The following is a 14,965-nucleotide window of genomic DNA, read 5'->3' as shown; positions in this document are numbered from 1 at the left end:
TGACCGAAAGCGGCAACATGCTGATTTCTTATGCTTCTTTACCAGCATATTCCGCTGGATGAACGTCATAACGCACGGTGAATCGTTCAGTTATTCAACATTTGCCGGTAAAAGTTTTAAGTTTTTTAGCGGTGAGAATCACTAGCGATAGAACAACCATCCAGCACAATGCACGGAAATCAGACCAGCAGCGCTGTGCATTGTATGGCTTTTAGGCCGAAAGGGTTTTTATTACCGTTGCATGCTATCCCTCACACTCTGTGTAAATAAGTAACCGTTGTATTGACGTTCTTTGCAACTGTTGACAAATTGATGCGTCAATAAACGCACAGTTACGGAATTTTCTGAATGCACCATCTGCATAAGAAAAAACAAAAAAACGTAGCGTGCTTTAACCACCTGTTCGGTGGTACGCCTGAACCGCATAAAAAAATCAGAGGTCGGGCAATACACACAACATCACATCACAATGGAGCAAAAGCATGATCAACTCCCTGGCTAAATCCGGGATGCTGAAGGTCGGTCTGAGCCTGATTGCTATGACTGTCGCCGCCGGTGTTCAGGCAAAAACCCTGGTTTACTGTTCTGAAGGTTCTCCGGAAGGCTTTAACCCGCAGTTGTTCACCTCGGGCACCACCTACGATGCCAGCTCACGTCAGATCTACAACCGACTGGTTGAGTTCACTATCGGCACCACCGAACTGCACGCTGCGCTGGCAGAGAAGTGGGATGTCAGTGAAGACGGTAAAACTTACACCTTCCACCTGCGCAAAGGCGTGAAGTGGCAGACCACCAAAGATTTCAAACCGACGCGCGACTTCAATGCGGATGATGTGGTGTTCACCTTTGAGCGCCAGCTGGATAAAAACAACGCCTATCACGGCGTCTCCGGCGGCAGCTACGAATATTTCGAAGGCATGGACATGCCGAAGCTGGTCAGCAAAATTGAAAAAGTGGACGAGAACACCGTGCGCTTTGTGCTGACGCGTCCTGAATCGCCGTTCCTTGCTGACCTTGGCATGGACTTCGCCTCGATTCTGTCGAAAGAGTACGCTGACAACATGCTGAAAGCGGGCACCCCGCAAAATGTCGACCTGAACCCGGTCGGTACCGGTCCGTTCCAGCTGCTGCAGTACCAGAAAGATTCGCGCATCCTTTACAAAGCTAACCCGGATTACTGGGGCACCAAGCCGAAAATCGATCGCTTAGTCTTCTCCATTACCCCGGATGCTTCAGTGCGTTACGCCAAGCTGCAGAAGGGCGAATGTCAGGTCATGCCCTATCCAAACCCGGCTGACATCGCGCGTATGAAGCAGGACAAAAACATCAACCTGTATGAGCAGGCTGGCCTGAACGTCGGCTATCTGTCGTACAACGTTGAGAAAAAACCGCTGGATAACCTGAAAGTGCGTCAGGCACTGACCATGGCGGTCAACAAAAAGGCGATTATCGAAGCCGTTTATCAGGGTGCAGGTCAGCCTGCTAAAAACCTGATCCCACCAACGATGTGGGGCTATAACGACGACGTGAAAGACTACGCCTACGATCCTGAGAAAGCCAAAGCGCTGCTGAAAGAAGCGGGCATGGCAGATGGTTTCTCAATCGACCTGTGGGCAATGCCGGTTCAGCGTCCTTACAACCCGAATGCGCGCCGCATGGCTGAGATGATCCAGAGCGACTGGGCGAAGATTGGCGTCAAAGCCAAAATCGTCACCTACGAGTGGGGCGAATATCTGAAGCGCGCCAAAGCAGGCGAGCACCAGACCGTCATGATGGGCTGGACCGGCGACAATGGGGATCCGGATAACTTCCTGGCCACCCTGTTCAGCTGTTCAGCGGCAAAAGATGGCTCTAACTACTCGCGCTGGTGTGATAAATCCTTTGAGGATCAGATTCAGCCAGCTCGCGCCACCGCCGATCAGGCGAAGCGCATCGAGTACTACAAGCAGGCACAGGTTGTGATGCATGACCAGGTACCGGCGCTGATGATCGCGCACTCAACGGTATACGAACCGGTCAGCAAGAAAGTCTCCGGGTACAAAGTCGATCCGCTGGGCGGACACTACTTTGCTCAGGTAGACATTAAAGAATAATTGTCGCCTTTTCCGGGGTGGCTGCGCGTCGCCCCGGCTTTATCTCCCTGTTTTACTGGAAACGGTAGAGGCGCAGCCTGTCTGCGTCGCGGTCGGGCCTACCCGATCGTCAGATGTAAGCAATAACTACCCTCGCGGCGACGGTCGCGCGGACAAGAGAGAACCCGGATTATGCTGCAGTTCATACTCCGACGTCTGGGCCTTGTCATCCCAACGTTTATCGGTATTACATTACTCACCTTCGCATTTGTTCACATGATCCCCGGCGATCCGGTACTGATCATGGCGGGCGAACGCGGTATTTCTCCTGAACGCCATGCACAGTTAATGGCGCTGTTAGGTCTGGATCAGCCGCTGTGGAAACAGTACCTGAACTACATTAACGGCGTATTACATGGCGACCTGGGCATTTCACTCAAGAGCCGCATCCCGGTCTGGGATGAGTTTGTTCCGCGCTTCAAAGCGACGCTGGAACTCGGCTTCTGCGCCATGATATTTGCCGTGGCCATTGGTATCCCGGTTGGGGTCATGGCCGCCGTGAAGCGGGGGTCGATTTTCGATCACACCGCCGTGGGGATCTCACTGACCGGCTACTCCATGCCGATCTTCTGGTGGGGCATCATGCTGATCATGCTGGTCTCGGTACAGCTCAACCTGACGCCGGTTTCCGGGCGGGTCGGCGACACCGTCTTCCTGGATGACACCATGCCGCTGACCGGCTTTATGCTGATCGATACCTTCTTCTGGGGTGAGCCGGGCGATTTCCACGATGCGGTTATGCACATGATTCTGCCTGCCATCGTGCTCGGCACCATTCCGCTGGCGGTGATTGTGCGAATGACGCGATCGGCGATGCTCGAAGTGCTGGGTGAAGATTACATCCGTACTGCGCGTGCCAAAGGCCTGACGCGGATGCGCGTGATCGTAGTGCATGCGCTGCGAAACGCCATGCTGCCGGTGGTTACGGTGATCGGCCTGCAGGTCGGCACCTTGCTGGCCGGGGCGATTCTGACCGAAACCATCTTCTCGTGGCCGGGCCTGGGTCGCTGGCTGATTGAAGCGTTGCAGCGCCGTGACTATCCGGTGGTGCAGGGCGGGGTGCTGCTGACAGCAGTACTGATTATTGTGGTCAACCTGCTGGTTGATCTGCTGTATGGCGTGGTTAACCCGCGCATACGTCATAAGAAATAAGGGGGCATCATGTCTGTTGTTGATCCCGGCAGCGTTACCGTTGCACCCAAGCCGATGACCCCGTTTCAGGAATTCTGGCACTACTTTAAACGTAACAAGGGTGCCGTTGTGGGCCTGGTCTACATCATCATTGTGTTGCTGTGCGCCATTTTTGCCGATGTGCTGGCCCCGCATGCGCCTGCTGAGCAGTTCCGCGATGCGCTGCTGCATCCGCCGGTCTGGCAGGAAGGCGGCAACTGGAGCTACATTCTGGGCACCGACGATGTAGGCCGCGATGTGCTGTCGCGTCTGATGTACGGCGCGCGCCTGTCGCTGCTGGTTGGCTGCCTGGTGGTGGTGCTGTCACTGATTTTCGGCGTGATATTTGGCCTGCTGGCCGGTTATCTCGGCGGCGTGGTCGATGCCATCATCATGCGTGTGGTCGATATCATGCTGGCGCTGCCCAGCCTGCTGCTGGCGCTGGTGCTGGTCGCCATCTTTGGCCCTTCGATCGTTAACGCCTCTATCGCGCTGACCTTTGTGGCGCTGCCGCACTATATCCGTCTGACCCGCGCGGCGGTGCTGGTGGAAGTGAACCGCGACTATGTGACCGCCTCAGGCGTGGCCGGTGCCGGTATGCTGCGCCAGATGTTTGTGAATATTCTGCCTAACTGCCTTGCACCGCTGATCGTGCAGGCTTCATTAGGTTTCTCCAACGCCATTCTCGATATGGCGGCGTTGGGCTTTCTCGGTATGGGTGCGCAACCGCCAACGCCGGAGTGGGGCACGATGCTCTCCGACGTTCTGCAGTATGCGCAAAGTGCCTGGTGGGTAGTGACCTTCCCTGGATTGGTCATTCTGCTTACCGTGCTGGCATTTAACCTGATGGGCGATGGTTTGCGTGATGCACTCGACCCGAAACTCAAGCAGTAAAGAGGCACCGAGATGGCGTTATTAAATGTAGACAAACTATCGGTGCATTTCGGCGACGATAAAGCACCGTTCCGCGCGGTTGACCGCATCAGTTATCAGGTTGAGCAGGGCCAGGTCGTGGGTATCGTGGGCGAGTCCGGCTCCGGTAAATCGGTGAGTTCCCTGGCGATCATGGGGCTGATCGATTTCCCCGGCAAAGTGATGGCTGAGAAGCTGGAGTTTAACCAGCGCGACCTGCAGAACATCTCCGAACGTGAGCGCCGCCAGCTGGTGGGCGCCGAAGTGGCGATGATTTTTCAGGACCCGATGACCAGCCTGAATCCCTGCTACACCGTAGGTTTCCAGATCATGGAAGCGATCAAGGTGCATCAGGGCGGCAATAAACGCACCCGGCGTCAGCGGGCGATCGACCTGCTGAATCAGGTTGGTATTCCCGATCCCGCGTCACGGCTCGATGTCTATCCGCACCAGCTGTCGGGCGGCATGAGCCAGCGTGTGATGATTGCCATGGCGATCGCCTGTCGGCCTAAGCTGTTAATCGCCGATGAGCCGACCACGGCGCTCGACGTGACCATTCAGGCGCAGATCATCGAACTGCTGCTGGAGTTGCAGCGGCAGGAGAACATGGCGCTGATCCTGATTACTCACGATCTGGCGTTAGTGGCAGAAGCGGCGCACCACATTATCGTGATGTATGCCGGTCAGGTGGTGGAGAGCGGGAAAGCGACCGATATCTTTAAGGCGCCGCGCCATCCTTATACGCAGGCGCTGCTGCGTGCGCTGCCAGAGTTTGCGGCCGATAAAGCACGCCTGGCCTCGCTGCCTGGCGTGGTACCGGGCAAGTATGACCGCCCGATTGGCTGTCTGCTTAATCCACGCTGCCCCTATGCGACTGACCTTTGTCGTCAGGAAGAACCTGAACTGCGCACCATTCCAGGACGCCAGTCCAAGTGTCACTATCCGCTGGACGATGCCGGGAGACCAACTTATGAGTCATGAAACCACTAAAGATCAGTTCCTGCTGCAGGCGATTGATCTGAAGAAGCACTACCCGGTGAAGAAGGGGCTGTTTGGTCAGGAGCGTCTGGTCAAAGCGCTGGATGGCGTCTCTTTTAATCTGGAACGCGGCAAAACGCTGGCGGTGGTAGGCGAGTCAGGCTGTGGTAAATCCACGCTGGGCCGCCTGCTGACGATGATTGAAACCCCGACCGAAGGGCAGCTTTACTGGCACGGTCAGGATCTGCTGAAACATGATCCCCAGGCGCAGAAGCTGCGTCGCCAGAAAATCCAGATCGTGTTCCAGAACCCGTACGGCTCACTCAATCCGCGCAAAAAAGTAAGCCAGATTCTGGAAGAGCCGCTGGTGATTAATACCCAGCTGACCCGCGCGGAACGCCGCGAGAAGACGCTGGAGATGATGGCAAAAGTCGGCCTGAAAACCGAGCACTACGACCGCTACCCGCACATGTTCTCAGGCGGGCAGCGTCAGCGTATCGCCATCGCACGTGGGCTGATGCTCGATCCGGACGTCCTGATTGCCGATGAGCCGGTTTCGGCGCTCGACGTGTCGGTGCGTGCCCAGGTGCTTAACCTGATGATGGATCTGCAGCAGGATATGGGGCTTTCTTATGTCTTTATCTCGCACGATTTGTCGGTGGTGGAACACATTGCCGATGAGGTGATGGTGATGTATCTCGGCCGGTGCGTTGAGAAGGGCAGCAAAGAGGCAATTTTTGCCAACCCGCGCCATCCTTATACTCAGGCTTTGCTGTCAGCGACGCCGCGGCTTAATCCAGACGACCGTCGTGAGCGCATTAAGCTGACCGGCGAACTGCCCAGCCCGCTTAATCCACCGCCGGGCTGCGCCTTTAATGCGCGCTGCCACCGACGTTTTGGCACCTGCGTGCAGTTGCAGCCGAAGCTGAAAAACTATGGCGGACAGGAGATTGCCTGCTTCGCGGTTGATCAGGATGAGAATCAACCGGTCGGTGTGGCAGAAAAGGTCGGTTAAACGTGATAAGGCTCCTGCGGGAGCCTTTTTTAATGGGCTTTCCCTTTCTCACGGTGCCGCCTGCGCGACGGCAAACGCATCGCGCCCGGCTTCTCCTTTTGGCATTATCAGGCATCATTGGTGGGGCGAGTGCAGCTGTTGCCGACACCCGATTCCCTTCTCGCTGCGATGTTTTGCGGCAGGGGTGCAGTAAAAACAGCGCCGGCTAAAACCCTGGTGCAGAATAGACACGGAGTAAAAGTGTGCTCGATAGCCGTCTGCCCGGCTATCGCACCGTTGATGACTACAATGAAAGCAGCGAGCTGATAGAGGATACGATTGCCCATGCCGGTCAATTACAGGCGGAATGGCTGTGTTGTAACAAGCAGGAATAACAATGAGGCCGCTGTCGTCGGGCGCGATTTGCTGGCAGCTGGCATGCGAAGTGCAGGACCGTGGGGCATGTCTGAACTGAGTGATAGCAGTACACAATATCATCAATATCTATAGGATGCGGGAATGAACATTAAGCCACTCTGGCTGGGATGGATCTGCGCTATTTTATTGCTGGCTGGCAGCGCGCAGGCTACGACCAGCGGCTGGGACAACTTTAAAAGTCGCTTTGTGACGGCTGAAGGGCGGGTCATCGACAATGCCAACAATAATGTCAGTCACACTGAGGGCCAGGGCTACGGCATGCTGCTGGCGGTGGCGAATGACGATCGCGCCACCTTTGATCGGCTGTGGCAGTGGACGCGCAGCCAGTTAGGTAACCCTCAAAACGATCTGTTTTACTGGCGCTATACGCCAGATACCGACAATCCGGTCGAGGATAAAAATAACGCCTCCGATGGTGATGTACTGCTGGCCTGGGCACTACAGCGTGCTGCACAGAAATGGCAGGTGGAGAGCTACCAGCAGGAATCTGACCGTATTCAGCGCGCCATTATCAGGCTGGATGTCACGAGCTTTGGCGGCTATACCGTGCTGTTGCCGGGTGCGCAGGGCTTTAACAAAGTCAGTTATGTGGTGCTCAATCCCTCTTACTTCCTGTTTCAGGCATGGCGCGAGTTTGGTGAACACAGCCATCTTCAGGTCTGGGATAAGCTGATTAACGATGGCTTTGATCTGCTGGGTAAGCTGAGCTTTGGCAAAACCGGGCTGCCAATGGACTGGGTCGCACTGAATGCCGACGGTTCGGTTGCCCCGGCCGTCGGCTACTCGAACCGCTTCAGTTACGATGCGATTCGCGTGCCGCTGAACATCTGGTGGTATGACCCGCACAGTCTGGCACTGGTGCCGTTTCAGCGCGTCTGGCAGGGTTACAGCCGCATGCTGACACCCGCCTGGTTCGACGTGCTGGCGAATGCCCCAGCACCTTACCATCTTGAGGGCGGGCTGCTGGCGGTACGTGACCTGACGCTGAATGAAACCGGCTATCTGAGCGATAAGCTGGCTGCGGATCAGAACTACTTTTCTGCCAGTCTGCAGTTGCTGACCTGGCAGGCGTTTCAGGAGAAGCGCTGATAACTGGCAGAATGGCGGCACTGGCCGCTATTCTGCCATCGACAGCCACGCGCTCAACAGGGAGCAGGCGCCGCGCCTGACCCGCCTTTAACTGCCGGGTCACGGCTCTGCAACCCGGCGGTTACGCGTTACTGCGGATAGGCGACCCAGTCGCCGCCGTTCAGCCTGATCCAGGGTTTGCCCTGATACATTATCACCACTGCACCGTCATTTTCCGACACCACCGGCGTCTGCGGCAGCTTGTCAGTCAGCACCGACATATTCACATTCGGGGCATTAAATACCTGCCCATCTACGACGCGCGACACAATCTCTGACAAGGCCAGCAGGCTGGTCGGCGCATCAATGTTCAATGGCTGAGCCTGATGCGGCGCCTTCATCCCGACGAACTTAATGCCCACCGGTACGTGAGTAATATCCGGGCTGGGAATATCGCGCAGGCCGGACATCTGCATCTTATCTCCCTGCAATGCTGCGCCATGCTCGGGCACCACCAGCACCATGACGCGGCGGCCCGACTTCTCCAGTTGCGTCATAAAGGCATCAAGCTGATCGAATAGTAGTTGCGCGCGCGGTTTCCACGGTGCCGTTTTGGTGCTGCCGAGTTCGCGGGTGCCGTCGTGCAGCGGGATCAGATTGTAGAAAGTGGCGCTGCGTGCATCGCTGCTTTTGCTGCGGTCGTCCAGCCAGCGCTGCATCAGTTGCGCATCGTTGAATACCGGCGAGCCGTCGAATGATGTCAGTTCTGGTGCGATACCCGCCTGTGACATCAGCGGTGCCTGAATATCGCCGCCCTCGCGCACCTCCTTCAGATAGTTACCGAATACGCCGGTGTGATCCATCATCAACTGCTCTTTAAAGCCCAGCTTCGCCAGATTGTCGAACAGATAGCAACGCGGATCGGCAGGTTTATAGAGATCGCTATGCGAGGTCTGGCCACAACTGGCACGCAGCAGTCGGATACCTGCCGGTCCGCTGTAGCTGGTCGCGGCGTTGTAATTGCTCAGCATGATGTCGAAATGCTGCCACAGCGGATGGTTACGCAGCTGAGAAGCATCCATATCAGACCAGGCGAGCGAACAGATATTGATCACCAGGATGTCGAAAGGCTGCGAATCGGCAGGCAGATTGTCGGGAAAATGCGTCACGCGCTGGCGTTCACTTTCATGAAAGCGGTTCAGCCAGGCGGTGAGATTCGCGCTGGTCGGCGGCGCAGACTGCTCCAGTCCATCCGGCGTGGCGGCTGGCTGGCCGCCGCTGGGTGTCTGATTCAATACGACCTGTGGCGTGGCCGTCCGGGTCGGCAGCAGCGACATCGCCGGGCCAGCAATCGTCAGCACGTTAAGCCAGAGCAGCATCAGCGAAACCAGCACCGTGATGCGAATCCATTGTGAAACAAACAGATAGAGAACCAGCAGAACAAAGGCGGCTCCCACCATTTGCCAGTTAATAAAGCGATCGGCCAGGTCGAGCAGATAGGCCGCAGAGAAGCCCGCCAGCTGATCGCCCTGGCTGAGTATGCTGCTGAGTCCTGGCAGCCAGGTGTCGTGCCAGAACAGCGCGATGCCAACCGGAATCGAGATCAACTGGCGGATGCGATGCAGGCGCGCCGAGGGTAACGGAAAAAGCAGCCAGGCGAGAAACACCAGATTGCTCAGGGCGTGAAAATTGAGATAGCCATACCACAGCAGGCCGAACTTCAGTAAAAAGTAGAAATTCCAGCCGCCCAGTCCGCGCCAGGAGGACCAGAAGCGGGAAGAGGAGGCCGCCGCGGGTTGATCAGTATTCATTAATTTTTTCTATCCGTTTCAGAGGATTGACGCTGCCAGTGACCTTCCGATTTAAGCGCGCGCGCTGGCAACAGACGATTCATGATGCCGTTCCAGCGACGGGGTAGCCATTTTTGATATAATGGCTTTAAAAACAGCAAGATAACCAGAATAAGTAGCGCAATTTGTACCCAGTCCATCAGATTCATCAGGCTTTGTTCTCCGGCAGTAAAGTGATGGGCTGCGGTGCAGCGCGTTCATGTGTTTCAGGCCGGCTCTCAACGGCGGCGCGGGCCGTCTCTGATACCGGAGCCAGATCCTGAATTGCCATCGGCGTCAGTTTCTTAATATTGCTGACTTCTGCGAGGATCTGATTATCCTCAAACCAGACCATCCGGTTAGCAAATAGCTCGTCGTGAGGCAGAGAAAAGATATATTTCAATGCCTTATCAAGGTCGTTATAGCGGCAGGAAGAGAGGAAAAGGATGACACGATCTTCCAGTACCGTGACCAGGTCGCCAAAGCGGCGCGGTTTACAGAGCGTCAGGATTTGCTGAGGCTTAAGCTGTGGCACAGGCCGCAACGCGACCAGCAGGCCCTTGTCATTTTCCGGCAGCAGGGTATTGCTGATCAACTGGCCGACTGACTGACAGAAGGCATCGAGACGCAGGTAGCCTTTCTCATGCAGAGGCTGCAACGAAGCGGTTAACACCTCAAGACTGGCGGGAACGCGACGGTTAAACACCTGTCCCTGAAGGCCCTCCAGCGTGGTCAGAAAGCGCGACAGTGTGGCGTTGGTCGGGACGATGGCGTTTACACCGCAGGCCAGCAGCAGACGTTCGTCGCTATAACGCAGGCTGGCACCCATCTCGCGCACCACAATTTTCAGGCCGTTGCCGCGTGTACGACGCAGGCTGTGCACCATCTTCGCCAGTTCGTTGATATATTCGCTGCGGGTCAGGCTGAAAATCACCGTTGCGGCATTGGCCTGCTGCGCCCGCAACCAGACCTGCTCATTATCCTCGAACAGTTGCCACTGGCGTGAAAGCGGCGGCGCGCCCTCGAGCACGATGTTGTCCGCAAGATAATGCTGCTCATCGTTGAGGCTCAGTGGTTCCTGCTTTTCATTTAAGGTAAAAAATCGCTCATTTTCACAGCCCAGACGTATTGCCCGATCGGCAAGCAGGCGTTCCGCGGCATACCACCAGTTAATTCGATACTGCCAGCTATCCTGCTGAAAGCTCAAATGCGCAACGCCATCCAGCTGACGAAAATAACGCTGAAGATGATTACTCAGATTTATTATTGTGGTGTCGGAGGTCACGATTAAAAGGGTGAGCTTTCTTTTATGCAGCGTCTGACGCATGCCCTTTATCCAGCGGGATAATTCTGCGTCATCAAGCTTATCCCATTGCGCTGCGCTGCTATTAAATATCACCAACCCATTTTTACTGCCGAGCGTGCGCAGAAAATCACTTTCCAGCTGCAACAAACTGCCTTTGCTTTTGGAAAGAGAAAACAGCGGAATACGATCGGGTCCGCCAGGTGGGTCGGGCGTCAGCAAATCACGCGGCGGCTGGTCAGCGCTGATCAGCGTTACGGCCTGCTGATGTGAAATTACCTGTCGAATAAAAGTGCGGGCGTCATCCTGCCGCGCACAGGTCACCCAATAACAGCCAGGCGTTTGCAATGCCGTTAATTCAGGCTGAACATGCAACAGCCCCAGCGAAAAAGAATTTTTCATATTGAATTCGTTATTTTTCCAGTCCAGGCTAGCTTATTATAGACAGGCCGGGATGTAACCTGAGAAATTTAAACATTGCTAATCACAGGCCGGCTCACATTGTTCTGCAATTGCCGCGTTTCTGGAAATATTTTTCAACTTTCCTTTACGCGTACGCGCAGTCGGTCATCCTGAGTGTGACGTTGTTTTATTTTTGGCGAACAGTAATGAAAAACCACAATCTCTATAACCCTGTTGCCGCTGATGGCGATCGTCAGGATGATATTAGTGCGTTACGTGATGCGTTTTCTTTGCACTCTTTCCGCTATGTCGACATTGCGCGGGAAGAGCGTCTGAAAGCGATCGTGTCGCGCTGGCCGCTGTTAGCGGAAACCCTTGCCAGCCAGTCTGAGACCGATCGCTGATGCCGCAGATCGCGCTTCAGGGCGTACGGGGCGGCGTCGGCACGACTTCTCTTTGTGCCGGATTAGGCTGGGCGCTGGCGGCACTCGGCGAACGAGTATTGTTGATCGATGGCTCCCCGGTCAGCCAGCTCGGCGTGCATTTTAATCTGCCCGCTCAGCAGGATAATGGCTGGATGAAAGCACTGTGTGAGGGCGGTGACTGGCAGCACAGCGGGCTTCGCTATCCCGATGGTCCTGATTTGCTGCCTCACGGGGTGCTGTCCCATCAGCATGCTTTGACTATTGCCAGACAGAATGAGGCGATCGCCGCGCCGCTGCTCCAGGCATTACCGGACCTGCGGGCGCGTTATCAGTGGATTATTTTCGATCTGCCTGCCGATACCCTGCCCTGGCATGAAACGCTCTATCCGACGCTGGACAGCCTGTTGTGCGTCACTCAGCCAGACGCGAATTGCCATTTACGGCTTAGCCAGCGCCAGTTTCCGGCGCGCACCCGGTTTATTATCAATCAGTTTAATGCCAACAGCCGTCTGCAGCAGGATCTGCATCAGCTCTGGATGGCCTCGCTGAATCCGCTGATACCGCTGCTGATCCACCGGGATGAGGCGCTGGCAGAAGCGCTGATGATGAAGCAGCCGGTCGGTGAATACCGGCCACATGCGTTGGTCAGTGAAGAGATCATCACGCTGGCAAGCTGGCTGCTGCTCAATCTGAATGGAGTGAGCTCTTGAATCCGTTGTGCTGGCTGTTAACAGCGCCCGCCTGGCAATCGCTGCACAGGGGCTATACCACCGCGCGAGGCAATGGCGCGTCCCGCTTCGCCAGTGCACTCCATCTGTTCTGGTCGGTGCTGGGCCTGATGCTGCTTCGCTTCGAAACGCCGGGCTGGCAGCGGATTATTCAGCAGCGCCGCCGGCTCTATCCGCACATTTCGCCGGAGCGGCCGCGACCGCTGGATATCCTGCGTTATCTGATCCAGACGCTGTGGCTTTTGGTGATCCTGCCGCAGAGCGATCGCGCTCGTGGCGGTTTCCGTGGCCTCGGTGCGCTGTCTGGCTGGCGCCACCATGGCTACCGCTGGCTGGACAAGGCCGTTGCCCACTCACAGACCCAGGGAATCGATGTGCGCATCGAACACTGGCTGAAGCGGCTGTCGCCGCTGGTGCGACGCAGCCTCTTCGCCGTCACTGCCCTGTTTGCCACGTTGCTGGCGCTGCTCTGTATCAGCCAGCCGTTTGGCCTGATGACGCAGTTTATCTTTGTGGTACTGCTCTGGAGTCTGGCGATGCTGGTACGACGCGTCCCGGGGCGTTTCCCGACCATGATGCTGATTGTGCTGTCGCTGACCGTATCGTGCCGCTACCTCTGGTGGCGCTATACCTCGACGCTGAACTGGGACGATCCGCTGAGTCTGGTGTTTGGTCTGCTGCTTATTGCGGCAGAGACCTACGCCTGGGTGGTGCTGGTGCTGGGCTATTTTCAGACGCTCTGGCCGCTTAACCGTCAGCCGGTGTCGATGCCTGTCGATCGGGATCAGTGGCCAGGCATCGATCTGCTGGTGCCAACCTACAACGAACCGCTCAGCGTGGTCAGACCCACCATCTACGCTGCCATGGGCATCGACTGGCCGAAAGACCGCCTGAATATCTATCTGCTCGACGACGGCGACCGGCCGGAATTCCGCGACTTTGCCGCCAGCGTGGGTATCAACTATGTCGTCCGTCCCACCCATGAGCACGCCAAGGCCGGCAATATCAATCACGCGCTGAAAAAGTACTGCCGCAGCGAATTTGTGGTGATTTTCGACTGTGACCATGTGCCGACGCGCGCCTTTTTGCAGATGACCATGGGCTGGTTTATTAAAGATCCCCGGCTGGCGATGATGCAGACGCCACATCACTTCTTCTCGCCCGATCCGTTTGAGCGCAATCTCGGGCGGTTTCGTCGTACGCCCAATGAGGGTTCGCTCTTTTATGGGCTGGTGCAGGACGGTAATGATACCTGGGATGCCACCTTTTTCTGCGGCTCCTGCGCCGTGCTGCGCCGCAGCGCACTGGATGAAATTGGCGGTATTGCGGTGGAAACCGTTACTGAAGATGCCCATACCTCGCTGCGGCTGCACCGGCGCGGCTACACTTCGGCCTACATCCGCATTCCTCAGGCGGCCGGACTGGCGACCGAAAGTCTGTCAGCGCATATCGGACAGCGCATCCGCTGGGCACGCGGTATGGTGCAGATCTTCCGCCTTGATAACCCGCTATTTGGTAAGGGGCTGAAGTGGGTACAGCGGCTCTGTTATGCCAACGCCATGCTGCACTTTCTCTCTGGCATTCCGCGGCTGGTCTTCCTGCTGGCGCCGCTGGCGTTTCTGCTCTGTCATGCCTACATCATCTACGCACCTGCGCTGGCGATCGCCATTTATGTTTTGCCCCATATGCTGCATACCAGCCTCACCAACTCGCGTATTCAGGGACGCTGGCGACACTCTTTCTGGAGCGAGGTCTACGAGACGGTGCTGGCCTGGTATATCGCCCGGCCTACCACCGTGGCGCTGTTCAATCCTCATAAAGGGAAGTTTAACGTCACCGCAAAAGGCGGGCTGGTAGAGGAGGAGCATCTGGACTGGGTGATAACCAAGCCCTATATGCTGCTGGTGCTGCTCAACCTCGCAGGGGTTTTGATGGCGTTCTGGCGCATGCAGCACGGTCCGGCCAATGAGGTACTGACGGTATGGGTGAGCCTGATTTGGGTGCTCTACAACATGATTATTCTTGGCGGTGCGGTAGCGGTTTCGGTTGAAGCACGGCAGATCCGTGAGGCGCACCGGGTGGAGATCGCCATGCCGGCCGCCATTGCACGCGAAGATGGTCATATGCTGCCCTGTACGCTGCGTGACTACTCTGACGGCGGCGTCGGGCTGGAGATGCGCGAGCCGGATGCGCTGCGGGAGAATGAAAAAGTGTGGCTGCTGCTGCGTCGTGGACAGCAGGAGTTCAGCTTCCCGTGCCAGGTGCAGCGTGTCTTTGGCCACCGGGCTGGCGTGCGTCTCCATCAACTGACCACTCAGCAGCATATTGAATTTATCCAGTGTACCTTCGCCCGCGCCGATACCTGGGCGCTGTGGCAGGACGGTTTTCCGGAAGATAAACCGGTCCAGAGCCTCGCCGATATCATGATCCTCGGTTTCAAAGGTTACCTGCGCCTGGCGGAATATGGCCCGCCGCAGTTACGTCGGCTGTTTAACCTGCTTACCGTTGGGGTGAGCTGGCTGGCTTCGCTGTTGCCGCAAGGCATCGGACGTGTGCCAGCTTCAAAAAACGCATTGAGTTGATGAT

General features: G+C 56.4%; 13 protein-coding genes. 10 read left to right on the top strand and 3 right to left on the bottom strand.

The features are described from left to right. Positions 1 to 482 precede the first annotated feature (482 nt). The 7 genes from dppA (at position 483) to HFD95_RS16100 (ending at position 7,713) form a co-directional block, all read left to right on the top strand. Entirely contained in the window at positions 483 to 2,093 is a 1,611-nt protein-coding gene (dppA, locus tag HFD95_RS16125; RefSeq protein WP_167430494.1) for a dipeptide ABC transporter periplasmic-binding protein DppA, read from the top strand. Between the two features lie 171 nt (positions 2,094 to 2,264). Continuing rightward, the gene (gene dppB / locus HFD95_RS16120) at positions 2,265 to 3,284 is read left to right on the top strand and encodes a dipeptide ABC transporter permease DppB (RefSeq protein ID WP_022624833.1); all 1,020 of its coding nucleotides are present in this window, start codon (positions 2,265 to 2,267) and stop codon (positions 3,282 to 3,284) included. Positions 3,285 to 3,293: 9 nt separating this feature from the next. After that, the gene (gene dppC / locus HFD95_RS16115; protein ID WP_013359639.1) at positions 3,294 to 4,196 is read left to right on the top strand and encodes a dipeptide ABC transporter permease DppC; all 903 of its coding nucleotides are present in this window, start codon (positions 3,294 to 3,296) and stop codon (positions 4,194 to 4,196) included. 12 nt (positions 4,197 to 4,208) lie between these two features. Continuing rightward, positions 4,209 to 5,195, top strand: a complete 987-nt coding sequence (gene dppD, locus HFD95_RS16110) for a dipeptide ABC transporter ATP-binding protein (protein ID WP_010257423.1) — start codon at positions 4,209 to 4,211, stop codon at positions 5,193 to 5,195. After that, a complete protein-coding gene (gene dppF / locus HFD95_RS16105; RefSeq protein WP_010257422.1) occupies positions 5,185 to 6,207 on the top strand; it encodes a dipeptide ABC transporter ATP-binding subunit DppF in 1,023 nt (340 codons plus the stop codon). Before dppD ends, dppF begins: the two co-directional genes overlap by 11 nt. Before the next feature lie 242 nt (positions 6,208 to 6,449). Next, positions 6,450 to 6,581, top strand: coding sequence for a hypothetical protein (locus HFD95_RS22245; RefSeq protein ID WP_256378170.1), 132 nt, complete (start codon positions 6,450 to 6,452; stop codon positions 6,579 to 6,581). A 124-nt stretch (positions 6,582 to 6,705) separates the two neighbouring features. Continuing rightward, positions 6,706 to 7,713 (top strand): glycosyl hydrolase family 8, encoded by a 1,008-nt coding sequence (locus HFD95_RS16100; protein WP_167430493.1) that lies wholly within the window; start codon positions 6,706 to 6,708, stop codon positions 7,711 to 7,713. Between the two features lie 128 nt (positions 7,714 to 7,841). Here the strand turns inward: HFD95_RS16100 and bcsG are convergent, their stop codons facing one another. Genes bcsG through bcsE form a run of 3 tightly spaced genes read right to left on the bottom strand, consistent with a single transcriptional unit; the run spans position 7,842 to position 11,226 of the window. Further along, positions 7,842 to 9,503, bottom strand: coding sequence for a cellulose biosynthesis protein BcsG (gene bcsG, locus HFD95_RS16095; RefSeq protein WP_167430492.1), 1,662 nt, complete (start codon positions 9,501 to 9,503; stop codon positions 7,842 to 7,844). Beyond that, on the bottom strand, positions 9,503 to 9,691 hold the full coding sequence (bcsF, locus tag HFD95_RS16090; RefSeq protein ID WP_010257418.1) for a cellulose biosynthesis protein BcsF: 189 nt from the start codon (positions 9,689 to 9,691) through the stop codon (positions 9,503 to 9,505). The genes bcsG and bcsF overlap by 1 nt, the downstream gene beginning before the upstream one ends. After that, entirely contained in the window at positions 9,691 to 11,226 is a 1,536-nt protein-coding gene (bcsE, locus tag HFD95_RS16085) for a cellulose biosynthesis protein BcsE (RefSeq protein WP_167430491.1), read from the bottom strand. The genes bcsF and bcsE overlap by 1 nt, the downstream gene beginning before the upstream one ends. A gap of 206 nt (positions 11,227 to 11,432) precedes the next feature. Between bcsE and bcsR the strand changes: the two genes are divergently transcribed. The 3 genes from bcsR to bcsA are packed head-to-tail and all read left to right on the top strand — an operon-like array spanning position 11,433 to position 14,961. Continuing rightward, positions 11,433 to 11,630 carry a cellulose biosynthesis protein BcsR gene (gene bcsR / locus HFD95_RS16080; RefSeq protein WP_010257416.1) on the top strand — a complete coding sequence of 66 codons (198 nt, stop codon included), beginning with the start codon at positions 11,433 to 11,435 and terminating at the stop codon, positions 11,628 to 11,630. Beyond that, positions 11,630 to 12,361: a cellulose biosynthesis protein BcsQ gene (gene bcsQ / locus HFD95_RS16075; RefSeq protein WP_010257415.1), complete on the top strand. Its 732-nt coding sequence runs from the start codon at positions 11,630 to 11,632 to the stop codon at positions 12,359 to 12,361. Before bcsR ends, bcsQ begins: the two co-directional genes overlap by 1 nt. Beyond that, positions 12,358 to 14,961: a UDP-forming cellulose synthase catalytic subunit gene (bcsA, locus tag HFD95_RS16070; RefSeq protein ID WP_050680412.1), complete on the top strand. Its 2,604-nt coding sequence runs from the start codon at positions 12,358 to 12,360 to the stop codon at positions 14,959 to 14,961. The genes bcsQ and bcsA overlap by 4 nt, the downstream gene beginning before the upstream one ends. Positions 14,962 to 14,965 lie beyond the last annotated feature (4 nt).

Origin of the sequence: Pantoea sp. EKM10T, from assembly GCF_011800685.1 — a bacterium.
In the GTDB taxonomy this organism is placed as follows: domain Bacteria; phylum Pseudomonadota; class Gammaproteobacteria; order Enterobacterales; family Enterobacteriaceae; genus Pantoea; species Pantoea agglomerans.
This window is presented reverse-complemented; position numbering and strand designations above follow the sequence as displayed.